This is a genomic window from Rhizobium sp. FG113 (genome assembly GCF_057809895.1).
In genome coordinates this window covers 52,406-74,317 of sequence record NZ_JBMDKV010000023.1, presented here as the reverse complement: position 1 = coordinate 74,317, position 21,912 = coordinate 52,406, and the positions used below count along the sequence as shown (strand labels likewise).

24 protein-coding genes and 1 tRNA gene are annotated in these 21,912 nt (G+C 61.8%); 12 read left to right on the top strand and 13 right to left on the bottom strand.

Annotated features, from left to right (window positions below; translation table 11 throughout):
* From ACODTZ_RS31915 to ACODTZ_RS31885, 7 genes are all read left to right on the top strand, one after another.
* Window positions 1–307: hypothetical protein (locus ACODTZ_RS31915; protein ID WP_489030783.1), on the top strand; the 307-nt coding region annotated here is incomplete at its 5' end.
* Window positions 308–375: 68 nt separating this feature from the next.
* Window positions 376–1,161 (top strand): hypothetical protein, encoded by a 786-nt coding sequence (locus ACODTZ_RS31910; protein WP_489030781.1) that lies wholly within the window; start codon window positions 376–378, stop codon window positions 1,159–1,161.
* On the top strand, window positions 1,158–1,520 hold the full coding sequence (locus tag ACODTZ_RS31905; protein WP_489030779.1) for a hypothetical protein: 363 nt from the start codon (window positions 1,158–1,160) through the stop codon (window positions 1,518–1,520). The genes ACODTZ_RS31910 and ACODTZ_RS31905 overlap by 4 nt, the downstream gene beginning before the upstream one ends.
* Entirely contained in the window at window positions 1,520–1,786 is a 267-nt protein-coding gene (locus tag ACODTZ_RS31900) for a hypothetical protein (protein WP_489030777.1), read from the top strand. The genes ACODTZ_RS31905 and ACODTZ_RS31900 overlap by 1 nt, the downstream gene beginning before the upstream one ends.
* Complete coding sequence (locus tag ACODTZ_RS31895) at window positions 1,779–2,225, top strand: hypothetical protein (protein ID WP_489030775.1); 447 nt, start codon at window positions 1,779–1,781, stop codon at window positions 2,223–2,225. The genes ACODTZ_RS31900 and ACODTZ_RS31895 overlap by 8 nt, the downstream gene beginning before the upstream one ends.
* Window positions 2,226–2,255: 30 nt before the next feature.
* Window positions 2,256–2,483: a hypothetical protein gene (locus ACODTZ_RS31890; RefSeq protein ID WP_489030773.1), complete on the top strand. Its 228-nt coding sequence runs from the start codon at window positions 2,256–2,258 to the stop codon at window positions 2,481–2,483.
* A 296-nt stretch (window positions 2,484–2,779) separates the two neighbouring features.
* Entirely contained in the window at window positions 2,780–3,892 is a 1,113-nt protein-coding gene (locus ACODTZ_RS31885) for a tyrosine-type recombinase/integrase (protein ID WP_489030771.1), read from the top strand.
* A gap of 76 nt (window positions 3,893–3,968) precedes the next feature.
* Here ACODTZ_RS31885 and ACODTZ_RS31880 read toward each other — a convergent pair.
* From ACODTZ_RS31880 to ACODTZ_RS31850, 7 genes are all read right to left on the bottom strand, one after another.
* Window positions 3,969–4,044 (bottom strand) — tRNA-Lys (locus tag ACODTZ_RS31880).
* A 123-nt stretch (window positions 4,045–4,167) separates the two neighbouring features.
* A complete protein-coding gene (locus ACODTZ_RS31875; protein ID WP_489030769.1) occupies window positions 4,168–5,079 on the bottom strand; it encodes a PhzF family phenazine biosynthesis protein in 912 nt (303 codons plus the stop codon).
* 65 nt (window positions 5,080–5,144) lie between these two features.
* Window positions 5,145–5,885, bottom strand: coding sequence for an NUDIX hydrolase (locus ACODTZ_RS31870; protein ID WP_489030767.1), 741 nt, complete (start codon window positions 5,883–5,885; stop codon window positions 5,145–5,147).
* Window positions 5,886–5,896: 11 nt separating this feature from the next.
* Window positions 5,897–7,006 carry an endonuclease/exonuclease/phosphatase family protein gene (locus ACODTZ_RS31865; RefSeq protein WP_489030765.1) on the bottom strand — a complete coding sequence of 370 codons (1,110 nt, stop codon included), beginning with the start codon at window positions 7,004–7,006 and terminating at the stop codon, window positions 5,897–5,899.
* Between the two features lie 70 nt (window positions 7,007–7,076).
* A complete protein-coding gene (locus tag ACODTZ_RS31860) occupies window positions 7,077–8,105 on the bottom strand; it encodes an ABC transporter ATP-binding protein (RefSeq protein ID WP_489030763.1) in 1,029 nt (342 codons plus the stop codon).
* Window positions 8,093–9,787 (bottom strand): ABC transporter permease, encoded by a 1,695-nt coding sequence (locus ACODTZ_RS31855; RefSeq protein ID WP_489030761.1) that lies wholly within the window; start codon window positions 9,785–9,787, stop codon window positions 8,093–8,095. The genes ACODTZ_RS31860 and ACODTZ_RS31855 overlap by 13 nt, the downstream gene beginning before the upstream one ends.
* 10 nt (window positions 9,788–9,797) lie before the next feature.
* The gene (locus ACODTZ_RS31850; RefSeq protein WP_489030759.1) at window positions 9,798–10,775 is read right to left on the bottom strand and encodes an ABC transporter substrate-binding protein; all 978 of its coding nucleotides are present in this window, start codon (window positions 10,773–10,775) and stop codon (window positions 9,798–9,800) included.
* A gap of 168 nt (window positions 10,776–10,943) precedes the next feature.
* Here ACODTZ_RS31850 and ACODTZ_RS31845 point away from each other — a divergent pair, with 168 nt between their 5' ends.
* On the top strand, window positions 10,944–12,002 hold the full coding sequence (locus ACODTZ_RS31845; RefSeq protein WP_111562004.1) for an aldo/keto reductase: 1,059 nt from the start codon (window positions 10,944–10,946) through the stop codon (window positions 12,000–12,002).
* Between the two features lie 19 nt (window positions 12,003–12,021).
* Here ACODTZ_RS31845 and ACODTZ_RS31840 read toward each other — a convergent pair whose 3' ends face one another.
* On the bottom strand, window positions 12,022–13,245 hold the full coding sequence (locus ACODTZ_RS31840; RefSeq protein WP_489030756.1) for an aminotransferase-like domain-containing protein: 1,224 nt from the start codon (window positions 13,243–13,245) through the stop codon (window positions 12,022–12,024).
* Between the two features lie 204 nt (window positions 13,246–13,449).
* On the opposite strand from ACODTZ_RS31840, the gene ACODTZ_RS31835 reads away from it, so the two are divergent.
* Window positions 13,450–14,550, top strand: a complete 1,101-nt coding sequence (locus ACODTZ_RS31835) for a branched-chain amino acid aminotransferase (RefSeq protein WP_489030754.1) — start codon at window positions 13,450–13,452, stop codon at window positions 14,548–14,550.
* 74 nt (window positions 14,551–14,624) lie between these two features.
* On the opposite strand, the gene ACODTZ_RS31830 is transcribed toward ACODTZ_RS31835, so the two are convergent.
* The gene (locus ACODTZ_RS31830) at window positions 14,625–15,116 is read right to left on the bottom strand and encodes a YidB family protein (protein WP_209190792.1); all 492 of its coding nucleotides are present in this window, start codon (window positions 15,114–15,116) and stop codon (window positions 14,625–14,627) included.
* A gap of 143 nt (window positions 15,117–15,259) precedes the next feature.
* Between ACODTZ_RS31830 and ACODTZ_RS31825 the strand changes: the two genes are divergently transcribed.
* Together ACODTZ_RS31825 and ACODTZ_RS31820 are read left to right on the top strand one after the other, a co-directional pair.
* Window positions 15,260–15,517 carry a GlsB/YeaQ/YmgE family stress response membrane protein gene (locus ACODTZ_RS31825; RefSeq protein WP_047505572.1) on the top strand — a complete coding sequence of 86 codons (258 nt, stop codon included), beginning with the start codon at window positions 15,260–15,262 and terminating at the stop codon, window positions 15,515–15,517.
* Window positions 15,518–15,622: 105 nt separating this feature from the next.
* Window positions 15,623–16,210: an SAM-dependent methyltransferase gene (locus ACODTZ_RS31820; RefSeq protein ID WP_489030751.1), complete on the top strand. Its 588-nt coding sequence runs from the start codon at window positions 15,623–15,625 to the stop codon at window positions 16,208–16,210.
* 142 nt (window positions 16,211–16,352) lie between these two features.
* Here ACODTZ_RS31820 and ilvC read toward each other — a convergent pair whose 3' ends face one another.
* From ilvC to ACODTZ_RS31805, 3 genes are all read right to left on the bottom strand, one after another.
* On the bottom strand, window positions 16,353–17,372 hold the full coding sequence (gene ilvC, locus ACODTZ_RS31815; RefSeq protein ID WP_018900336.1) for a ketol-acid reductoisomerase: 1,020 nt from the start codon (window positions 17,370–17,372) through the stop codon (window positions 16,353–16,355).
* Window positions 17,373–17,430: 58 nt separating this feature from the next.
* Window positions 17,431–18,084, bottom strand: coding sequence for a TetR/AcrR family transcriptional regulator C-terminal domain-containing protein (locus ACODTZ_RS31810; RefSeq protein WP_037178795.1), 654 nt, complete (start codon window positions 18,082–18,084; stop codon window positions 17,431–17,433).
* A gap of 120 nt (window positions 18,085–18,204) precedes the next feature.
* Entirely contained in the window at window positions 18,205–19,107 is a 903-nt protein-coding gene (locus ACODTZ_RS31805) for an AraC family transcriptional regulator N-terminal domain-containing protein (RefSeq protein ID WP_489030748.1), read from the bottom strand.
* 219 nt (window positions 19,108–19,326) lie between these two features.
* On the opposite strand from ACODTZ_RS31805, the gene ACODTZ_RS31800 reads away from it, so the two are divergent.
* Window positions 19,327–20,373 (top strand): NAD(P)-dependent alcohol dehydrogenase, encoded by a 1,047-nt coding sequence (locus ACODTZ_RS31800; RefSeq protein ID WP_047505580.1) that lies wholly within the window; start codon window positions 19,327–19,329, stop codon window positions 20,371–20,373.
* A 152-nt stretch (window positions 20,374–20,525) separates the two neighbouring features.
* On the opposite strand, the gene ACODTZ_RS31795 is transcribed toward ACODTZ_RS31800, so the two are convergent.
* Window positions 20,526–21,788, bottom strand: a complete 1,263-nt coding sequence (locus ACODTZ_RS31795; RefSeq protein ID WP_489030746.1) for an NAD(P)/FAD-dependent oxidoreductase — start codon at window positions 21,786–21,788, stop codon at window positions 20,526–20,528.
* Between the last annotated feature and the right edge of the window lie 124 nt (window positions 21,789–21,912).

The following is a 21,912-nucleotide window of genomic DNA, read 5'->3' as shown; positions in this document are numbered from 1 at the left end:
CGCCCATGCGGCCAGCACCGGGAATGGCGCCCATGCGGCCAGCACCGGGAATGGCGCCCATGCGGCCAGCACCGGTGATTACGCCCATGCGGCCAGCACCGGGAATGGCGCCGTGGCCGCTGCCCTTGGCATCGGATCCACAGCAAAGGCGGAAGCCGGCGGCGCCATCGTCCTCGCCGCTTATGACGAAACCGTATGGCCGCCCAAGCTGGTCGCTGTCCGTTCGTCTCTGATCGGCGAGAACGGCGTTGAAGCCGGCAAGACATATCGCCTGACCACGGCGGGTGAATTCGAGATCGTCGAGTAACGCCTCCCAAGGCCGAGCGCGGCCGGATCGTCGGTCGCGCTCATCACCACCATCCAGAGGAGAATGCGATGACTGAGCAGACCACTGCAAATGCCCTCCGCATGAAGATCGAACAGATGCGAGATATCCGAGATCAGGATGTAGCTGTCATCCAGCAATTGATTGCTGAAAAGCAGGCGCTGCAGGGGCGTGTGGCGGAGCTTGAGGCGGCCGGCGGCACCCCATCGCCCCAACATATTTCGGTTAGGCCAGACCACGAGACTATTGAGCGCGTCGCTAAAGCTTTGGCGATGGAAATGTATCCCGACGCAAGGTGGCCGGTAGACGAACGAGACGCCGATCGCGGCGTCCTCGATCAAGAAGGTAGGTCGCCCGTCTCGTGGCATTTTAGGAACAAGTGCAGGAGCCAAGCCCTCGCTGCTATCGCCGCGCTGGCCCCGGTCGAGGATGCCAAATTGGGCCCTCCTCTGGAGGCTTTCCGACGTGCGTTGATAGAAATAGCCAGCATGTTTGGCGAAGGGGAACATCCCTTCTCGGCTCCCGAAGCTGTTGCAAATCTTCTTGCTTCAGTCGGGGAGAAGAACGCTGAGCCAGTTTGTTGGCTCTACCACCCGGAGGGAGGCGGCGTCGATTTCGCTGAGCAATTCGATGAGGATGTCTATTCATTCCCCGTCTATCGGCAGGCGCCCCCAGCGTCTCTTGCGGTAACTGAAAAGATGATCGCAGCCGGCCTTTCGCAGTACAGCGAGGGCGGATGCTCTGGCCTCGCAGATTACGAGCGACGCGATGTCGTTATCGCCATCCTTGAAGCCGCCCTCGCCGCTCTGTCCTCTCCTATGGGAGGCGGGGAATGAATATTTTCCGCCGCATAGGCCATAGCATCGCGAGAACGGCCGTTCGGCAGTCAACGTCGGATCTGGTCAAGGCCGGGATTGATCGCGAGCTTGATAAGCGTCTGCCCGCGAACATCGAAGATATCCTGATCGAGCGGTTCAAGAGCAAGCCGGACGATCCCCTTACGCAGGTCGGCTTCAATTGGGCGCTGGCGCTCTCGCTGCGGGCAATCTGGCCTGACGTGAGCAACGCCGATGCTATCCGCTGGCTGCTTGAATACATCGAAGTTTCGTACGGTACGCCCGGCTACGAATGGACAGCCGCAGCCGCAAAGCTGATCGCCGCCGAGTACGTCAACGAAGTTGGAGAGGTTGCGTAATGGCCTACGGCGACTACGACGGCCCAGACAAGCCAGACAAGGGCAAGGAAGGCGGAAGCTGCAACCGTACGCGCTGCCAGTGCGCCCCGGCCCGCTGGTATAACCACGGATCGTTCTCCTGGTACTGCGATGACTGCCGCGAGCAGATCCAGTTCGACGAGATGAATCTGCGCGACTGGAAACTCCGATGGGAGCCAAAGTGCGGCCATCCCATGTTCGAGACGCGCGAGATGATGGACGCGCGGAAGGCGGCCTCGGATGGGTGAAACAGTAACCGAGACGCTTGCGGATTCCGATATCATCTGCGGCTCTGATCGCATTGTCGATTTGATTGCCGCTCTGCAGGCCGCGCTCGAACGTGTGCCAGAGCAGTTTCGCGATGTGGCTACGTTGGAAATCGAAGCCTACGACTGGATCGGCTCGTATGTGGAATACGTGCGGCCAATTACCGCGGAAGAGATTGCCGCCCGGGCAGCCCGCATAGAAGCGCAGCGACAGCGGGCAGCCAATGCGGCGGAGAGCCACGAAGTAGAAATATGGCTCCGAAACATCCGCATCAGCGGTATTCCCGATCGCGATGAGGCCATGGAATTCCTCCGCACCAACGAAGATGCAAACAGGTTTCACCCAGACGTGTTCGCTAAGTCGAGATGGGCCGACGGCACCACCGAGAGGCCGTGGGCAGCAACCACTACCACCACCTAACCACCAACCACCACCACAAAGGAGACATCGATGCAGAAAAGAAGATTGACCCTAGCCAATGCCCCGCAGGCCAGCCGCGTCACCCCGCCCCCCTACCGCGGATCCGGCATTGAAGTCGTCGAGAACTTAGCCGAGCACGCCGTGCCAGCAAGCCGCTTGCGTGCCGTCGCCGCCTGGCACTCGGAGCGCAAGGCACCCCGCAATGCGACGATCGCTGCTCGCCTGCTCAAGGCGGCCAACGACAATAGCCGCGCATGAGTGCCGTGCGCGCCGCTTTCATCACAGCCCCGGGTTCGGGGCTGCTTTGGATTGCGATTGTGTTGGGCGCCATTGCGTTGTGGAGGGTGATTTGAAGGCGGATAACGATAACTCCCCGCGCCTGATCGGAAGGCGCGAGGCGGCCGCTTATTGCGGCATTGGGGAATCTACATTCTCCCTATGGGTGGCGACACACAAGATGCCGCCATCCGTGCCGGGTACGCGCAAATGGGACAAGAGAGCGATAGACGCTCGCCTTGACGAAATCAGCGGCCTCGGTGCCAATGACAACGAAGATGACTTTGATCGGATGCAAAGGGAAAGCGATGCGCGCAAACTTAAAAGGGGTCGCTAAAATCAAGAAGACCCTCGCGGACGGGTCGACCATCTACTATTGCTATGCGTGGCGCGGCGGCCCCCTTCTGAAAAAGAAGGACGGGTCTCCTATGCAGCCTGGCGACCCAATGATGATCAAGGCGTATTCTGATGCCCACGCCACGCGGAAGATCGATGACACCGAAACTCTCGCGTCCCTGATCACTGAGTTCAAATCGTCATCCGAGTACGAAACCAAATCCCCGAAAACGAAGCGCGCCTACAACACCTATCTGGACATGATCCGCGAGGCGTTCGGAACAGATTCGCTGGATCTTATCCAGCACCCTCGACAACGCGGAAAGTTCAAGGCTTGGCGGGACAAGGTGGCCGTAACCGGCGGCAAGACGGAAGACCAGCCGCGCCCGCGTACTGCTGATTACGCATGGACTACCCTCGCCCGCGTCCTATCCTTTGCAAAGGATCGAGGGCGCATCGCCATTAATGTCTGTGAGCGCGGCGGCCGCTTGTATGAAGCGGATCGAACGGAGCGGATATGGGAGGCGCAGCACATTGCCGCTCTTCTCGCCGTGGCTGGCCTAGAGATCCGCATGGCGCTGATGATTGCGCTATGGACGGGCCAGCGGCAGGGAGATCTATTGCGCGCGCCGTGGAGCGCCTACGACGGCAAGACACTGAAGGTTCGACAAGGTAAGACGGGCGCTCGTGTCGTCATCCCCGTCGGCGCTCCGCTCAAGGAAGTGCTCGACAACGCGCCACGGCGTTCGACGACCATACTCACGAATACCAAGGGTCGCGCGTGGACGGAAGACGGGTTTCGGACATCGTGGGGCAAGGCGGTCGACAAGACGAGCATCACGGGTCTGACCTTCCATGATCTTCGCGGCACTGCGGTAACACGCTTAGCGTTAGCTGGCTGCTCATCTAGTCAGATCGGGTCGATAACCGGCCACTCTTTGAAGGACGTGGACGCCATTTTGGACGCCCACTATCTAGGCGGGAAAATCGAGCTTGCCGAGCAGGCAATCTCGAAATTGGAGCGGCACGTATCGGGAACAAAAACTGCAAACTGAGTGCAAACCAGAGAGTTTGCATACCTCTTGGAAAACGATCAAATCGCTGTAAGTATTTGGTTTTCCAAGAGGTTTTTGGTGGGTGATGTAGGGCTCGAACCTACGACCCGCTGATTAAGAGTCAGCTGCTCTACCAACTGAGCTAATCACCCGTCCGCGCTGTGTTGCGTGGTGTGAGAGGGCGTATAAACAGGATCGTTCGGCTTGTCTAGCGCCCTTCCGAAAATTCTTTCAACAAACGCGATTTTTTTGTGCGTTGCCGAAATCCAATGAAATCAAAGGTCCAGCGTACCGGTCGCAAGCCGCACCGCCTGGCCGCCGATCCGGGCGTTCGAAATCGCCCCGCCTTCGATATCCATATGCAGGTGGATAAACGACGGGCGCCCCATCTCCACGCCCTGCTCGATCATGACGTCGTGATGACCATCCGGCAGACGGTCGAAATGATGGATCGCGCCTGATAGTGCCGCCGCCGCCGATCCCGTCGCCGGATCCTCGACGATCCCCATCCCACTCGCAAACATCCGCGTATGGAACTTCGCGACGTGGTTCACGCCACCACGGCAATAGATGTAGGCGGAGGCCAAAGCCCCATCGACGAAGGGCACGGTCGCTTCCCAAAGCTGCGGATCGAAATCCAGCCGCTCGGCCACGCCGATATCGCGTACGGGAATAAGCAAAAACGGCACGCCGGCCGTCCACAGCGAGGGAACGTGATTCTCGAAGCCGATCTCGCTCGTCTTCAGCGACAGCGCCTTGCCGATACCGATCCGATCGAGCGGCATGGTGATCTGCTGCGATTTGCGCGGCAGGTCGAATTCCGCGAAGCTCGCCTCCCCCTCGTTCAGCCGCACCGCGCAGCGCACCGGCCCGATGTTTTCCTCCAGCACCGAGACAAGATCGATCGTCGCGCCGCCATGGATGCGTTCAGCAAGCGCGATCGCGGTTCCAACGGTCGGATGCCCGGCAAAGGGCAATTCCCGGCCCGGCGTGAAAATGCGAATCTTGGCGACATGGGCCGGATTGCCGGATGCCTGCACGAAGACCGTCTCGGAGAGATTCAGTTCCTTGGCGATCGATTGCATCGCCTCGTCGCTCAGATCGTCGCCATCGAAGATGACCGCCAGCGGGTTGCCCGTCAGCTTGCGATTGGTGAATACGTCATAGACGCTGTAGCTGCGCGCCACATCGGCCTCCTTGTATCGATCCTCGTGTCGCCAACCTGCCCGACCGCTTGAGCGAGCGCAAGGCGTTAGGTGAGCGAAGACTTATGGAAGTACCAGTCGATGACGGGCAGCATCGCGAAGTTATAGGAATAGGCCTCCGGATCGGCCGAGCGGATGGCAACCGCGCCCGCGATTTCCTTGTCGTCGGCGACCAGCATGTGCGCGTGGATCCGCTCGACGATCTCATCGGCCGTCAGATCGAATCGGAACATCCTGAGCACGGTGACCGTGCGCCGATGATAGGTCGCGAAATATCCGTCGCCGGCCTGCGCATCACGCAGATCGAACCCGGTCTCTTCCAGCACCTCGCGGCGCATGTTGTGTTCCAGGTCGCAGCGCCCGTCGAACGTATCCTCAGGTTCCAGCGAACCCGCCGCGAAATAGACCTGCCCGGGATTGGCCGTATGCGCCCCCATGCGGATCGCCACCAGCGCCCCATCGCTGCTTTCGATAACGGGATAGGCGAAGAGATGAATGCCACCCTGCCGCTCCGGCTGCCGGCGCCAATACATGAAGGTGGAGAAGGGAATCATGTGCCCCTCGCCCGCGAGGCCCTCGCTCGTCAGCGCCAGCCGCTTCTGGAAAATCATCCGGCCATCGAAAAGATGCGAATTGGCCGCCGTTTCGCTGACCCAGTTCTCGGCAATCGCCTCGCGGTTGGCGCTGTAGAACGGATGGTCATCAGGCAGAACCCTGAGATCGACGCCCGCGATGGGAAACACCGTGCGCGGCTCCGGCCAGCCGGCGAAATCCTCTGAAAAATCCATCTCAAATCCATTCATGTCAAATCGAGTTCCATGACAACAGGGCAATGATCCGACGCCTTCGGCCGGTCCCAGCCGGTGCGGGGATAGCGCTCGACCTCCTGGCCCGGCGGAAACACCGTGCGGAAGGGCTGGCCGTTGCGAATGATCTCCGGCAGGCGCCCGGCATTGGTCCTGGCAAGCGCCGGCGACAGCCAGATGTAATCGAGCTGGCAAAGCCACTGCTCCTCCGGCCCGCGCGCGTGATAGAGCGTCCAGCGATCGAGAGGATCGCGCCGCCGCACGACGTTCTCCGCGAAGCCACCGCGGCTGAATTCGTCGAGCGCACTCTCGCTCTCGTCCTCGTGGCTGAACGAATAGCCCGTCCTCCGCCGCCCGATCACGTCGACACGCTCCTGATAGTCGTTCATGTCGCCGCAGATGACGAAACGCTTTCCATCGGTGTTACCGGCTCCGAATCGATTCTCGATAATCCCCCGCACCGCCTTCGCCTCTGCCCTGCGAACCGGCATGGTGTAGCGACGACCGTCCACGCCCTCGCGCGGCCCGCCCATCGACTTGAAGTGCACGACATAGAGCGTCACCGGCACGCCGCCGATCCTGAGATCGAGCTCCAGGCAATCGCGCTTGAAGATCTTGTCGTCGAGATGCGCGTGCTCCGCGAGCTCGTCGTTGAAGAGATCAAGATCGCGATAGGTGGTCATCGCGTGGCTCTTGATCTCGACAAGCTCGATCTTCTGCCCGTCGCGGGTCTCCTCGCGCATCAGCACCGCGACGTCGATGCCGCGGCTGTCATTGCCCTCGACCAGATATTTCTGCCGGTAGCCGTTGCCGACCATCCGGAACAGATAGCCGTATTCGAAGGCCTGCAGCGCCTCCATGTTGTCGATCTCCTGCAAGCAGAGGATATCGGCATCCGCGTCGGCAATCGCCAACGCCGTCATCTGCCGGGTATCGTCGGTGGACGCGATCACCCGCGCCTGCTCCAGCTGCTGGTAGACGCCCTCGCTTCTGACCTCGAAGAGCTTGATCACCCGGTCCTGGCGCAGCTGGTTTCGAAATCCGGTGAAGTCGAACCGCGTCATGAGGTTTTCGACGTTGAAGGTGGCAATGCGTAAAGACATCAGGCACTTCCGGTTGGCATTGCGCCAACACTAGCCAGCAAATCCCGCTTCGGAAAGCCCGCATCGCCGATCATAAACGCCAGGCGCCACGCACGATGGCCCGGACTTCATCGCCGATAGCAAGCCTCGACCGGCTGAAAGCCCTGAGGATCTGCCCATCCGCAAGCCTGAGCCGCGCCGCGTATCGCTCGCCCTCGTAGAGCACGGATTCAACCGTCGCCGCGATCCCCTCACCGCCGAGAATGACATCTTCCTGCCGAACCAGAATATCCGCCCGCGAGGCCGAACCACCCTCACCCGCAAACAGCGGCTCGACCGCCGCCCAATCCAGCTGTCGCGTGTCACCATCGGGAGATTTCAGCGAAACGATCGCCCCGCGCCCAATCAACCCGCCGACGACGCGCCCTTCCGGCCGCGCATAGATCTCATCCGGTGGCGCGACCTGCAGCAGCTGGCCTTCCGACATGACCGCGACATCGGTCGCCAGCGCCATCGCCTCGCTCTGGTCGTGGGTGACATAGACCATCGTCGCGCCGGAGCGTTGGTGGAACTCGCGAAACGTCTCCTCCATCTCCTGCTTCAGGTGCCGGTCGAGATTGGCGAGCGGCTCGTCGAGCAGCACCACGTCGGGCGACGTCACGAGGCAGCGCGCCAGCGCCACGCGCTGCCGCTGCCCGCCCGAGAGATCGGCCGGCCGCCGCTCCGCATAGGCTGCGAGCCTCACGGTCGCGAGCGCCTCTCCTACCTTTTTGCGATAGGCCTCGCCCGAGATACCGCGCACCTTAAGGGGATAACCGACATTGTCGGCAACGCTCATATGCGGCCACAGCGCATAGGACTGAAACACCATCGCCATGTTGCGCTTTTCCGGCGGCAGCGATTGCGAGGCGTCGGCGAGCAACCGTTCGCCAAGATGCAGCGACCCGTCCGTAGGCGTCTCGAAACCGGCGATCATTCTGAGCACCGTCGTCTTGCCGCAGCCAGACGGCCCGAGCAGCGCCAGGAAGCCGCCCTCGCGGACGTCAAGCGAAAGGTTGGAGACGGCGGCCCGGCCGGTGCCGAAATCCTTGGCGACACGATTGAGGATCAGTTTCGCCACGGCACAACTCCCTTCGGCAGCCGCTTTGCCATCAGTTCCAGAAGCAGCATCATGAAAACGACCATGAGAACGACGAGCACCGACAGTGCCGAAGCGAGATCGGAGCTGCCGCTGTCATCGAGATTGTAGATGGCGACGCCGAGCGTCTGCGTACCCGCCGACCAGAGCAGCGCCGAGATGGTGAGCTCGTTGCAGGCAATCAAGAAGACAAGGATCACAGAGGCGCCGGCCGCCGGCGCGATCAGCGGCACGATGATATCCTTCAGCCGCCGGAAAAACCCCGCCCCCGAAAGCCGCGCCGCCTCTTCCAGCGCCGGATCGAGCTGGTGGAAGGCACTGATGACAGGCTTGAGGCTGACGGCGAAGAAGCTGGAGAGATAGGCGATCAGGATGATCCAGACCGTACCGTAGATCGTCACGTTGATCAGCGGGATCGGTGCCGCAAAGACCAGGATGAACGACACCGCGACGACGATCCCAGGCAGCGAATACGGGATCTCGATGACACTGGCGACGACACGACCAAGCAGGTCCTTGCGCCGCGTCAGCGCATAGGCGGCAAGCACGGTCACCACAAGGAGACACAAGGCTGTGCCCGCCGCCAGCGACAGCGAATTGACGAAGGCCGTGCGCGTCACCGCCTGTTTGAACAGGATCTCGGAGAAGGCATGGAAGGTCATGGTCTTGAAGGTCAAGGGTACGCCATAGGCCGGCACCAGAGCGCCTGCGAGCAGCGCGAAGAAGGGTGCGGCGAGCATGAAGAAGATGACGGTCCAGAGCACCGGCGCAAACAATAACTTCCAGTATCCGAGCTCGAAGGTCGCCGTCGCGCCCGAGAGACCGAGCACCCGATAATCGCGCCCGCGCAGCGCCCGGTCCTGAATGGCGAGCCCCGCCACCGAGATGATCGCGATGATCGCCGAGAGCAGCGCCACGTCGCCGAAGGTGCGGCTGGTGAAGGCCGAGAACTTGGTGAAGATCAGCGTCGGCAGCGTGTAGATCGAGGCCGGAATGCCGAGAATGGCGGGAATGCCGAAATTGCCGGTGCAGGAGACGAAGGAGATCGCCGCGCCCGCGATGATCCCAGGCAGCGACAGTGGCAGGATGATGTCGCGAAACACCCGGAAGCTCGAGGCGCCGGAAAGACGCGCCGCCTCGACCCCGTCGCGCGGCAGCGACATCAGGCTCGCCCGCAGCGCCAGATAGACCAGCGGCGCATGCTGCACGCCGTAAAGCAGCGCGATGCCGCCGATCGAATAGAGCGGCTGCGGCGAGCCCAGCGGCGGCGCGATATGCAGCGCCTTCAGAAGCGGGCTCGACGGCCCCGACATCTGCACCCAGGCAAGTGCAGTCACCTGCGGCGGGATCATCATCGGCAGCACGAAGAGAAAGCTGATCAGCCCCTTGGCCCTGATATCGGTGAGCGTCAGCAGGAAGGCGAATGCGCAGCCGATCGCAAGCGAGATGATCGTGCCGAGGACGGCAGTGACCAGTGTGTAATAGGTCGCCGACCAGAGCGCCGGATCAGACAGAACCGCGATCGCGCCGCCATTGGCAAGTGCGGCAACACCCGTCATCGCCAGCCGCGCAAGCGGCAGCACGCTGAGAATGAGGACGATCAGAACGATAAAAGGAAACAGCCAGACGGGCTGGCTGTTTCCGGGACGCACATATCCGTACATCGAGATGAGATCAGTTCGAGCCGTAGATGCCCGAGAAGGTCTTCAGGTCGGCATCGGTGTTCTTCAGTGCGGCGGCAGCATTGATCGGCAGCACCTTGATGCTGTCACGTGCCGGGAAGCCTTCCGGAAGCTTCATGCCGTTACGAGCAGGGATATAGCCGAGCTTGACGAAGCCTTCCTGGCCCTTTTCGGAGAGCACGTAATCGACGAATTTCTTGGCCGCGTCTGCGTTCTTGGCGCTGGCGAGGATACCAACCGGCTCGGTCACGGCAGATACGCCTTCCGTCGGGAAGACGAACTCGACCGGCGCGCCCTTGGCCTTTTCGCGGATCGGCATGTAGTCGACGATCATGCCATAAGCCTTCTCGCCCGAGGCGACGGCCTTGAGGATACCGCCGTTACCGCCGGCAGCGGTTGCGCCGTTCGCGGCCAGATCCTTGTAGAAGTCCCAACCGAGGCCATCGACGCCGGCAAGTGTCTGCGCGTGGATGAGTGCGGCACCCGAGGTCAGCGGGCTCGGCATGGTGACGAGGCCCTTGGCTTCCGGCTTCGTCAGGTCCTTCCAGCTCGTCGGCTTCAGCGAAGCGGACGTGTTGTAGATGATGCCTGTCGTGATCAGCTTGGTCGAATAGTAGTAGCCGTCGGCGTCGTAGAGCGCGGCGTCGTAGTTTGCGGCTTCAGGCGACTTGTAGGCCATCAGCTTGCCGGCTTCCTTGAGGCGCTCGAGCGTCACGGTGTCCGCGATCAGGAGAACGTCGGCAACAGGATTGCCGGCCTCGATCTCGGCCTGAAGCTTGGCCATGATCTTCGGCGTGCCGTCGCGCACCCAGTCGACCTTGATATCGGGATTGGCGGCCATGAAGCCATCGACGGTTGCCTGCGCATCCTCGTTCGGCTGGCTGGTGTAGAGCACCAGGTTTTCGGCGGATGCGGGAATGGCAAACAGGCTTGCGGCGAGAAGTGCCGCGGCGGAAACGATGGTCTTCATGGATAATGCCCTCGGTGATGGAAGGCCGTTCATTAGACATCTGGATTAACACGATTGTGACAGTCGCCATTTGCCAACTGCAGCGTCGTGCGCCCCTTGACCCGCTCCCCTCACCCCTATCTTCTAGCCCGCGTTTTGATTTTCGATTTCAGGACAGGAGGAAGTCTTATGGAATATCGTCAATTGGGCCGTTCGGGCCTCAGGGTTTCGACCCTCACCATGGGCACCATGACCTTCGGCGGCAAGGGCTGGGCAAAGACCGTCGGCGATCTCGGCGTTTCGGAAGCCCGTCGCCTCGTCGACATGTGCATCGACGCCGGCGTCAACCTGATCGACACGGCCGACGTCTATTCGGCGGGTGCATCCGAGGAGATCATCGGTGAAATCCTTGGCGGCGTCAGGAAGAACGGCACGCTGATCGCCACCAAGGCGCGCTTCCCGATGGGCGAAGGCCCCAACGACGCCGGCAATTCACGCTACCACCTGATCAGCGCCTGCGAAGCCAGCCTGAAGCGCATGAAGACCGATGTCATCGACCTCTACCAGGTGCACGAATGGGACGGCCAGACGCCGCTCGAGGAAACACTGGAGGCGCTGGATACGCTCGTGAAGCAGGGCAAGGTCCGCTACGTCGGATGCTCCAATTTCTCCGGCTGGCACATCATGAAGGCGCTGGGCATCAGCGAACGCGAGCACCGCGAGCGCTTCGTCAGCCAGCAGATCCACTACACGCTGGAAGCCCGCGATGCCGAATTCGAGCTGCTGCCGATCAGCCTCGACCAGGGGCTGGGCGTGCTGGTCTGGAGCCCGCTCGCCGGCGGTCTTCTGTCGGGCAAGCACCGCCGCAACCAGGCCGCCCCCGAAGGCACGCGCCAGTTCGCCGGCTGGACCGAGCCGCCGATCCGCGACGAGGACCGCCTGTGGAACATCGTCGAAACGCTGGTGTCGGTCGCCGAAAGCCGCAACGTCTCGGCGGCCCAGGTGGCGCTTGCCTGGCTGCTCGGTCGCCAGGCGGTGACCTCCGTCATCATCGGCGGACGCACGGAAGCGCAGTTCAAGGACAATCTGGCGGCAGCCGACCTGAAGCTGTCGGCGGAAGAGCGCAAGCGGCTCGACGATGTCAGCCTGCCGCAGTTGCTCTACCCCTACTGGCACCAGCGCAACACCGCCAGCGACAGGCTTGGCGAGGCCGATCTATCCTTGCTCGGCCCGCACCTCAATCAATAAAACCGAAACGGTCGGCGGCTCAGTGGCCGCCGATCTCGCCTGCGATCAGCTTTCCAAGCCGCGCGATGCCTTCCTCGATCTTCTCCTCGTTGCTGGAAGAGAAGCTCATGCGCAAGGTGTTCTCGCCCGAACCATCGGCAAAGAAGGCGCGCCCCGGCACGAAGGCGACCTTGACGGTCTCGATGGATTTCGCGAGCAGCTTGGCTCCATCCATACCCTTGGGCAACGTCACCCAGACGAACATGCCGCCCTCCGGCTTCGTCCAGCTCACGCCCTCCGGCATGTGCTTTTCGAGCGCCGACAGCATGGCGTCGCGACGCTTGCTGTAGGCGGCCTTGATCTTGGCGACCTGAGCGTCGAAGCCTTTGCGGGCGACCTCGGTGATGGCGATCTGGTTGATGGTCGAGGAATGCAGATCGGCCGCCTGCTTCATCAGCACCAGCTTGCGGATAACAGGCGCGTTGGCGACGATGAAGCCGACGCGCAGGCCGGGCGCCAGCGTCTTGGAGAACGAGCCGCAATAGATCGTCCTCGTCTTGTCGATATCGCCCTTCTCGGCGATCTCCAGCGACAGGATCGGCGCGATCGCCTCGCCGTCATAGCGCAGCGACTGATAGGCCGCGTCCTCGATGATGGCGATGTCCATCTCGTCGGCGAGCTTGATCAGCTTCTGGCGGCCCGCGAGGTCGACGGTCTCGCCGGTCGGGTTGGAGAAATCGGCGGAGAGATAGGCGAACTTCACCTTGCCACCAGCCTCCTTGGCCTGCGCCTGATAAGACGCCGGCGTGCGGTTTCCGTTGGGCGTCAGCTGGTCATAGGCCGGCTCATAGGCGTTGAACGCCTGCAGCGCGCCGAGATAGGTCGGCCACGTCACCAGCGCCGTGTCGTTGGGCGACAGGAACAGCTTGCCGAGATAATCCAGCCCCTGCTGCGAGCCGGATACGATGAAGACGTTGTCGAGGCCGCAGGCGATCCCGAGCTTGCCCATCTCGCCCACCAGCCATTCGCGCAGCGGCTTGTAGCCTTCGCTCACCGAATACTGCAGCGCCGAGTTGACGGCCGTGCTGTCGAAGATATCAGAATAGGCCTGCTTGAACTCCTTGTCCGGAAACAGCGCCGGATCGGGAATTCCGCCCGCGAACGAAATGATGTCAGGCTGATCGAGAAGCTTCAGGAGCTCGCGGATTTCCGAAGCGCGCATGCGCGACGAGCGGGTTGCAAAGATGTTATCCCAGTTGAGCATGGGTGCGCTTCCTCGTAATTTTTTGTCTTTACTGGACAAGATCACGCAATAAATGATAAGTCAACATTGCTGACCTATTTGTTTGCTACCATGACAATTTTCCGCAATTTTAATCCGAAAACAGGCCAAATCGGCCTTTGCAAAGCATAGCGTGCGGCAGTAGTGTCGCCGCCGAAATCCCACAGGCTATGAAGGTGCCAGGAAATGACCGCGTCGTCGAATACTCCCGAAATCAAGATCGAATTCCATACCTCGCCGGTCTCCGACGCGGACCGCATCAAGGCGCTCGAAACACCCGGCTTCGGCAAGGTCTTCACCGATCACATGGTGCTGGCGAAATGGACCGCGGACAAGGGCTGGCACGATGCCAAGGTCACCCCGCGCCGCCCGCTGGAACTCGATCCGGCAAGTGCTGTCCTGCACTATGCCCAGGAAATCTTCGAGGGCATGAAGGCCTACAAGGCCGATGACGGCCGCATCCTGCTCTTCCGCCCGGAACAGAACGCCAGCCGCTTCAACCAGTCGGCCGAGCGCATGGCCATGCCGCCGGTTCCAGAAGACCTCTTCCTCAAGGCGGTCGAAGAGCTCGTCCGTATCGACAAGAACTGGATCCCGTCGGGCGACGGCAGCCTCTATCTGCGTCCCTTCATGTTCGCCAACGAGGCCTTCCTCGGCGTTCGCCCGGCGCAGGAATATATCTTCTGCGTCATCGCCTCGCCTGTTGGTGCCTATTTCAAGGGCGGCGCCAAGGCCGTATCGCTCTGGGTCGAGACCGAATACACGCGCGCTGCCGCCGGCGGCACGGGTGCCGCCAAATGCGGCGGCAACTATGCGGCAAGCCTCGTCGCACAGGCTGAGGCTGCCAAGAAGGAATGCGATCAGGTCGTGTTTCTCGATGCAGCCGAGCACCGCTGGGTCGAAGAACTCGGCGGCATGAACGTCTTCTTCGTGATGAACGACGGCACCGTTGTCACCCCGCCGCTCGGCGGCACGATCCTTCCCGGCATCACCCGCGCCTCGGTCATCGTTCTCGCGGAAGAAAAGGGCCTCAAGGTCGAGCAGCGCCCCTACTCGTTTGCGGAGTGGCAGGCTGATGCGGCCAGCGGCAAGCTGGTCGAAGCCTTCGCCTGCGGCACCGCCGCCGTGCTCGCCGGCATCGGCCTCGTCCGCCACGCAGGCGGCGAGTTCAAGGTCGGCAATGGTGAGACCGGTAAGCTGACGACGGAACTGCGCAACGAATTGGTCGGCCTGCAAAAGGGCGTCACCAACGACCAGCGCGGCTGGACCCGCCGCATCATGGCGTAAGCCACCGGATAGATCCGATCACCACGAAAGGCCGGCAAGGTTTCCACCTCTGCCAGCCTTTTCATGTCTGATGATCAGGAGCGCAGAAGTGCCGCGATCTGCGCCTGGCTCGGAATCTGCCCCTGCGGCGTCAGCTTGTCGACCACACCAGGAAGAACCTTGGAAAGCTGGGTGAGCAGCTCCTGCTCGCTGATCCCTGCCTGGCGCGCCAGATCGCTGATCGTCTGCGAGCCGAGCGCGCTTTCCAGATTGCCGGGAGCGATCGGCTGGTTCTGGCCGGGCTTCACCCAGGAATCGGCGACCGACCCTTGCCCGGCCTCAGCCAGCTTGCCGAGCAATCCGCCCAACCCGCCGAGCCCACCCAGGCTGCCCGCAAGCCCGCCGAGATTGCCAAGCAGCCCGCCATCGTCGGCGCCGGCATTGGCTTGCTGGTTCGGCTGTTGTGGCTGTTCCGGTTCGCTCTTGCCACCGGCGCCAAGCAGCTTGCCGACGAGAAGCGCGCCGAGCGCGATCATGATCGGCTTCGAGATGTTCCCACCGGGAACGGCGTCATCAAACAATCCCATGTCATTCTCCTTCGGTGTTGTTTTGAAACGAAGAGCAAAAACACAACATGAGGCCCGTCCGAGCCTTGAATTCCGCCATGACAACTTTAGCTGATGCTGAAAGATGGTCGGATTGTCCGCCCATTCAAGGAGGGGAAAACAAGATGTCTGTCATCGGCTGGATTATTCTCGGGCTGATCGCCGGCTTCATCGGCAGCAAGATCGTCAACAAGACCGGTTCCGGCATGCTGATGGACATCGTGCTGGGGATCGTCGGCGCCATCGTCGGCGGCGTCATCTTCACCTTCTTCGGCGCCTCCGGCGTCACCGGCTTCAACATCTACAGCCTCGTCGTCGCCGTCATCGGCGCGGTCGTCGTGCTGTGGCTGTATCATGCCGTGAATGGCCGTCGTTCGGTGTGACGCTTCGAACTAGGACGGAGCGTCCGGCCGTGCGTGGCGCGTCGCAACGTTTTATATATACGTTTTGCAATATGCTTTGCCTCCCATCTGACGAGGCAAGGCATCATGTCCGACGAACCCACCTCAGCCTTCTACAGAGACAACGCCGCGACCTACGCCGCGCGTGAGAGAACGCTGCCGATCCGCCGTCTCGATGCTTTTCTCTCGAAATTGGAGCCGGGTGCCGCCGTTCTGGAACTTGGCTGCGGCGCCGGCCAGGACAGCGCCTACATGCTCTCCAAGGGCTTCGACATCACGCCGACGGACGGCTCCGCGGAGCTTGCAGGCGAGGCTGAAACCCTGCTCGGTCGCCCGGTCGAAATCATGCGCTTCGAGGAACTGGACGCGGACGAGGCATTTGACGGCGTCTGGGCCGAGGCGAGCCTCCTGCATGTGCCGCGCGCGCAACTGCCTGATGTTTTCGCCCGTATCCTGCGCGCACTGAAGCCCGGCGGCCACTTCCACGCCACCTTCAAGGCCGGCGACGACGAGGGACACGACGGCTTCGGCCGCTATTACAACTACCTCTCCGCCGAACTTCTGTCCGATCTGTTGAGCGCAGCCGGCTGGCACAGCGTCGTCATCAGCGAGGGAGACGGCAGCGGCTACGACGGCAAGCCGACACGCTGGCTGTCGATGCGCGCCCAAAAGTAAAAGGCCGGCGCTTTCGCACCGGCCTCCATATCTGCGATAGCAGAAAAGCTTAGTTGACGGCCTTGTCGGCCAGCTTGTTCTTGCCGATCCCCGCGTCGCCGCAGGCGCGCATCAATAAAGATGCACTGGATCGGCAAGCCACTTAGTTGACAGCCTTGTCGACCAGCTTGTTCTTGCCGATCCAAGGCATCATGCCGCGCAGCTTGGCGCCGACTTCTTCGATCGGATGCTCGTCGTTGACGCGGCGGATACCCTTGAAGCGGGCAGCGCCGGCGCGGTATTCCTGCATCCAGTCCGAGGTGAACTTGCCGGTCTGGATGTCCTTGAGGACGCGCTTCATCTCGGCCTTGGTCTCTTCGGTGATGATGCGCGGGCCGGTGACGTATTCGCCCCACTCAGCGGTGTTCGAGATCGAGTAGTTCATGTTGGCGATACCGCCTTCATAGATCAGGTCGACGATGAGCTTCACTTCGTGCAGGCACTCGAAGTAGGCCATTTCAGGCGCGTAGCCAGCTTCCGTCAGCGTTTCGAAGCCGGCGCGGATCAGCTCGACGAGACCGCCGCACAGAACGACCTGTTCGCCGAAGAGGTCGGTTTCGCACTCTTCGCGGAAGTTGGTTTCGATGATGCCCGAACGGCCGCCGCCGACGCCGCAAGCGTAGGAGAGAGCGAGTTCAAGAGCGTTGCCCGAAGCGTTCTGGTGAACGGCAACGAGGCAGGGAACGCCGCCGCCCTTCTGGTATTCGCCGCGAACAGTGTGGCCCGGGCCCTTCGGCGCGATCATGACGACGTCGAGCGAAGCCTTCGGCTCGATCAGGCCGAAGTGAACGTTGAGGCCGTGTGCGAATGCGATGGCAGCGCCGTCGCGGATGTTGCCGGCAATGTCGGCCTTGTAGATGTCGGCCTGCAGTTCGTCAGGCGTCGCCATCATGATCAGGTCGCCCCACTTGGCGGCGTCGGCAACGGTCATGACCTTGAAGCCGTCGGCTTCTGCCTTCTTGATGGTCGGCGAACCGGCCTTCAGCGCGATGGCGACGTTGGCAGCACCGCTGTCCTTCAGGTTCAGCGCGTGGGCGCGACCCTGGGAGCCGTAGCCGACGATGACGACGTTCTTGGACTTGATGAGGTTGAGGTCTGCATCACGATCGTAATAGACGCGCATTTGAATTGTCCTTCCCTTTGCTTGTCTTGTAGACTGTCAGTATTCGGTAAATCTGTCGTCAGACGACGGCCGGCATGTCGGCCAGCGCCTTCTCCGTCCCGTAGAGCCGGAGGAAGGCGGTCACCGCCTTTTCCGCCTGGCGCGCGGTATCCGTAACGCCCGTGGTATCCCCGAGCAGCATGCGCACATGCAGGTCGGAAACGATCAGGCCATAGAGTGTGTGATAGGCTTCGTCGGCATCGTTGAAGCGCAGAAGCCCTGCCCGCTTGCCTGAGTCAATCAGCCCCATGGCGCGGCGGTCGATCTGCCGGCGGCCGCGCTCGAGCAAAAGCTTGCCGAGCTTCGAGCCGTCGCGCGGCGACTGGCCGATCGCCAGCCGGTTCAGCGCCAGCGACACGTCACCCGCCAGAACCTCCAGCAGATCGCGCGAGAAAATCACGAGATGGTCGTGCAGGCTGGCCGAAGTCAGCCGCTCGCCGTTGCGCTCGAAGGTGCGCACCTTGCTCGCCTGGTAAGCGATCATCGCCGACAGCAGGCCGTCGCGGTCACCGAACCACTTGTAGAGGCTTTCCTTGGAGCAATTGGCCGCGCGCGCGACGCCAGATGTCGTCAGCGCCTTTTCGCCGCCATCGACGAGCAACCGCAGCGCCTGCTCCAGAACGGCGTTCTGGCGCGGCGAGAATTCGCTGGGCTCCAAGTTTTCGACAGACACGGCATTCGCTCCCGATGGGTACCGTACGGTACGGTTCGTGAGCGCTTATCGCCCAGAAGCACTCTCTCGTCAAGAGCCCGCAAAAGGCAGAAGCATAAATTTTCGGCGTGCCGCGCTTGTTTATTCGGCAGCGTTCAGCACGGCATCCACATCGCGCGCCGGCGACATCCCGTATAGACGGCTATATTCGCGGCTGAACTGTGACGGGCTCTGATATCCGACGCGGTGCCCGGCGGTGCCGGCATCCAGCCGCTCGATCAGCATCAGCCGCCGTGCCTCGTGCAGACGGATCTGCTTCTGATACTGCACCGGCGTCATAGCCGTGATCGACTTGAAATGATGATGGAACGACGAGACGCTCATGTTGACGTGCTCGGCCAGTTCCTCGATGCGCAGCGTCCGCGCGAAATTCTCGCGCAGCCAGCCAATCGCTCGGGCAATCCGGTTGCCCTGGCTGTCGGCGATCGCGATATCGATCAGCTGGTCGCCCGCAGGTCCCGTGAGGATACGATAGAGGATTTCCTGCTCGATCAGCGGCGCCATCGCCGCGATATCCGCTGGACTATCAAGCAAGCGCAGCAGCCGCACGGCCGCATCGAGAAGCTCCGGCGTCGCGGCATTGACGACGATGCCGCGCTGGCCGGATGGAGGCGTCGCGCTGCGCTGTATCGTCGAGCGGCTGAGCAGATGCAGCAGTTTCTCGCTATTGATCGCAAGCGTGATGCAAAGATGCGGCACCTCGGCGCTCGCCTCCACCACCCGCCACGTGACCGGCAGATCGACCGAAGTCAGAAGATAGTCGCCCGCTCCGTAGTTGATGGTATCCCCACCCAGCTGCAGGCTTTTCGCCCCCTGGATGACCATGGCGAAACACGGCCGGTAGCTGCTGTGGCAAGGCGCGCTCGGTGTAGTGCGGCGGCTGATCCCGAGCCCGTCGATCCCCGTCTGCACCTCGCCTTCGGCAAGCGCGAAACGGCCCGCGATCGACGCGATCTCCTGGTAGCGGTTAAACAGCAAGCTCATCAGTCGCACTTTCCGGTGGGAACGGCGTCGTCGCCGTGTTGACGGCTTATGTAGAATGGAATTGCCGCTTCGCAAATAGATCGCCCGGCGACTTTTGCAGGCCAAGCGACTTTTGCAGGATCGTGCAAAAACCAGAGAGGATCGCTCTAACGCTTCTTACTGCGTTGCGGCATAAATGCCCTCGTCCGAACCACCCCTCTAAATATATGGAGTTTTCCCATGGCTATCGCAAAAGGCTATGCTGCTACAGACGCCTCCAAGCCGCTGACGCCGTTCACCTTCGAGCGTCGGGAACCGAACGCGGACGACGTCGTCATCGACATCAAGTTTGCAGGCATCTGCCACTCCGACATTCACACCGTTCGCAACGAATGGCAGAATGCCGTTTACCCGATCGTACCGGGCCACGAGATCGCCGGCATCGTTTCGGCCGTTGGCGCCAATGTCACCAAGTTCAAGGTCGGCGACCGCGTCGGCGTTGGCTGCTTCGTTGACAGCTGCGTCGGTTGCGCCACCCGCGACGTCGACAACGAGCACTACATGCCGGGCCTCGTCCAGACCTACAACAGCGTCGAAGCCGACGGCAAGACGGCGACCCAGGGCGGCTATTCCGACTCGATCGTCGTCAAGGAAGGCTACGTCCTGTCGATCCCGGATAACCTGCCGCTCGACGCTTCCGCACCGCTGCTGTGCGCCGGCATCACGCTCTACTCGCCGCTCGCACACTGGAAGGCCGGTCCCGGCAAGAAGGTCGCGATCGTCGGCATGGGCGGCCTCGGCCACATGGGCGTGAAGATCGGTGCGGCCATGGGTGCCGACATCACCGTTCTCTCGCAGACGCTTTCCAAGAAGGAAGACGGCCTGCGCCTCGGCGCCAAGGAATACTATGCGACCTCGGACGCATCGACCTTCGAAAAGCTCGCCGGTACCTTCGACCTGATCATCTGCACGGCAGGCGTCGCCATCGACTGGAATGCCTATCTCAACCTGCTGAAGGTTGACGGCTCGATGGTCATCGTCGGTGCGCCCGAGCATGCCATCCCGGTTCACGCCTTCTCGCTGATCCCAGGCCGCAAGAGCCTGTCCGGCTCGATGATCGGCTCGATCAAGGAAACCCAGGAAATGCTGGATTTCTGCGGCAAGCACAACATCGTCTCGGAAATCGAGAAGATCAACATCCAGGACGTCAACGAAGCCTACGAACGCGTTCTGAAGAGCGATGTTCGCTACCGCTTCGTCATCGACATCGCCTCGCTGGCGGCCTGATCCGACGGATAGCGGGTCCACCCGCTTTATCACCAGAACACCGAAGCCCCCGTCACCTGGCGGGGGCTTTTTCGTTGCCTACTCCAGAAACAGAAAAGCCCCCGGTTCACACCGGAGGCTTTCGATTGGTCGTCGCGATGGTCCAACGAGACTTATTTCTCGTCAGCGATGGTCTCACGCTGCGTGATCAGGCGGGCGCTGTGCTGGCCGCTGAGGAAGATCCACAGCCAGCTCCAGGCGACCGAAAAGCGTGAGCGGGTGCCGATCAGGAAGTAGATGTGGGCGATGCCCCAGATCCACCAGGCGAGCCCACCCTTGAGCTTGATCCTGCCAAAATCGGCGATTGCCGCACTCCGGCCGATCGTCGCCAGGCTGCCCTGGTGCTTGTACTTGAAGGCCGGCGGCGTCTTGCCCTTCATCCGGGCGTGAATGACCTTGGCGACGAAGGCGCCCTGCTGCTTGGCGGCGGGTGCGACACCCGGCACCGGCGCGCCGCTCTCCTGCATCACCGAAGCGGTATCGCCGATGACGAAGACATCGGGCATGCCCGGCGCCGTCAGATCCTGCTCGACGATCGCGCGCCCTGCGCGGTCCGCCGGGATGCCCAGCCACTTCGCGGCCGGCGACGCCTGAACGCCGGCGGCCCAGCTGATCGTCCGGCTCGGGATGAACTCCTCGCCGATCTGCACACCCTCGGCTGTGCACTCGGTAACCGGCTTTCCAAGTCGTACCTCGACGCCAAGATCGTTGAGCGCCTTCAAGGCGTATTCGGACAGTTCGGGCACGAAGGTCGGCAGGACGCGCGGTCCGGCCTCCACGAGGATGACCTTGGCCTTGCGCGTGTCGATATTGCGGAACTCTCTCGGCAGCGTCTTGTGCGCGAGTTCGGCGATGATGCCCGCAAGCTCCACGCCGGTCGGGCCGGCGCCGATGATAATGAACGTCAGGCATGCATCGCGCTCGGCCGGATCGCGTGCGGTCTCGGCTCTCTCGAAGGCCAGGAGCACGCGGCGGCGGATCGTCGTCGCATCCTCGAGCGTCTTCAGGCCCTGCGCCACCGGCGCCCAGTCGTCGCGCCCGAAATATGCATGGGTCGCGCCCGTGGCGAGCACCAGCGTATCGTATTTCAGGACGTTGCCGTCTCGCAGCGTGACCGACTTCGTGCCGGTATCGACGCCCGAGACATCGCCCAGCAGCGTCGTCACTTCGGGGCGGTCGCTATAGAGATGGCGGATCGGCCAGGCGATCTCGGAGGTCGACAAAATCGTTGTGGCGACTTGGTATAGCAGGGGCTGGAACAGATGGTGATTGCGCCGATCGACGAGCGTAATACGGACACCAGCGCCTTTAAGGTCGTTTACGAGTTGCAGCCCTCCGAAGCCTCCTCCAACAACGACGACGTGATGATCAGCCATAAGTTACCCTTTTGGTAATTTGCATAAGAATTGATCAATGTCATCTAACATACCCCCGTTTCAACCACCGTTTCAGCATAGCTAACCTGCGTTGACGAGGCTGCGACCAATCAGCGCGCGGGCC

Excerpts from the sequence above, each read along its gene's own strand:
- ACODTZ_RS31885 (WP_489030771.1), top strand. The coding sequence starts at position 2,780 with ATGACTTTGATCGGATGCAAAGGGAAAGCGATGCGCGCAAACTTAAAA.
- ilvC (WP_018900336.1), bottom strand. The coding sequence starts at position 17,372 with ATGCGCGTCTATTACGATCGTGATGCAGACCTCAACCTCATCAAGTCC.
- ACODTZ_RS31840 (WP_489030756.1), bottom strand. The coding sequence starts at position 13,245 with ATGCTCAACTGGGATAACATCTTTGCAACCCGCTCGTCGCGCATGCGC.
- ACODTZ_RS31865 (WP_489030765.1), bottom strand. The coding sequence starts at position 7,006 with ATGTCTTTACGCATTGCCACCTTCAACGTCGAAAACCTCATGACGCGG.
- ACODTZ_RS31890 (WP_489030773.1), top strand. The coding sequence starts at position 2,256 with ATGCAGAAAAGAAGATTGACCCTAGCCAATGCCCCGCAGGCCAGCCGC.
- ACODTZ_RS31805 (WP_489030748.1), bottom strand. The coding sequence starts at position 19,107 with ATGAGCTTGCTGTTTAACCGCTACCAGGAGATCGCGTCGATCGCGGGC.
- ACODTZ_RS31900 (WP_489030777.1), top strand. The coding sequence starts at position 1,520 with ATGGCCTACGGCGACTACGACGGCCCAGACAAGCCAGACAAGGGCAAG.
- ACODTZ_RS31800 (WP_047505580.1), top strand. The coding sequence starts at position 19,327 with ATGGCTATCGCAAAAGGCTATGCTGCTACAGACGCCTCCAAGCCGCTG.
- ACODTZ_RS31825 (WP_047505572.1), top strand. The coding sequence starts at position 15,260 with ATGTCTGTCATCGGCTGGATTATTCTCGGGCTGATCGCCGGCTTCATC.
- ACODTZ_RS31835 (WP_489030754.1), top strand. The coding sequence starts at position 13,450 with ATGACCGCGTCGTCGAATACTCCCGAAATCAAGATCGAATTCCATACC.
- ACODTZ_RS31795 (WP_489030746.1), bottom strand. The coding sequence starts at position 21,788 with ATGGCTGATCATCACGTCGTCGTTGTTGGAGGAGGCTTCGGAGGGCTG.
- ACODTZ_RS31850 (WP_489030759.1), bottom strand. The coding sequence starts at position 10,775 with ATGAAGACCATCGTTTCCGCCGCGGCACTTCTCGCCGCAAGCCTGTTT.
- ACODTZ_RS31895 (WP_489030775.1), top strand. The coding sequence starts at position 1,779 with ATGGGTGAAACAGTAACCGAGACGCTTGCGGATTCCGATATCATCTGC.
- ACODTZ_RS31855 (WP_489030761.1), bottom strand. The coding sequence starts at position 9,787 with ATGTACGGATATGTGCGTCCCGGAAACAGCCAGCCCGTCTGGCTGTTT.
- ACODTZ_RS31845 (WP_111562004.1), top strand. The coding sequence starts at position 10,944 with ATGGAATATCGTCAATTGGGCCGTTCGGGCCTCAGGGTTTCGACCCTC.
- ACODTZ_RS31870 (WP_489030767.1), bottom strand. The coding sequence starts at position 5,885 with ATGGATTTTTCAGAGGATTTCGCCGGCTGGCCGGAGCCGCGCACGGTG.
- ACODTZ_RS31820 (WP_489030751.1), top strand. The coding sequence starts at position 15,623 with ATGTCCGACGAACCCACCTCAGCCTTCTACAGAGACAACGCCGCGACC.
- ACODTZ_RS31830 (WP_209190792.1), bottom strand. The coding sequence starts at position 15,116 with ATGGGATTGTTTGATGACGCCGTTCCCGGTGGGAACATCTCGAAGCCG.
- ACODTZ_RS31910 (WP_489030781.1), top strand. The coding sequence starts at position 376 with ATGACTGAGCAGACCACTGCAAATGCCCTCCGCATGAAGATCGAACAG.
- ACODTZ_RS31905 (WP_489030779.1), top strand. The coding sequence starts at position 1,158 with ATGAATATTTTCCGCCGCATAGGCCATAGCATCGCGAGAACGGCCGTT.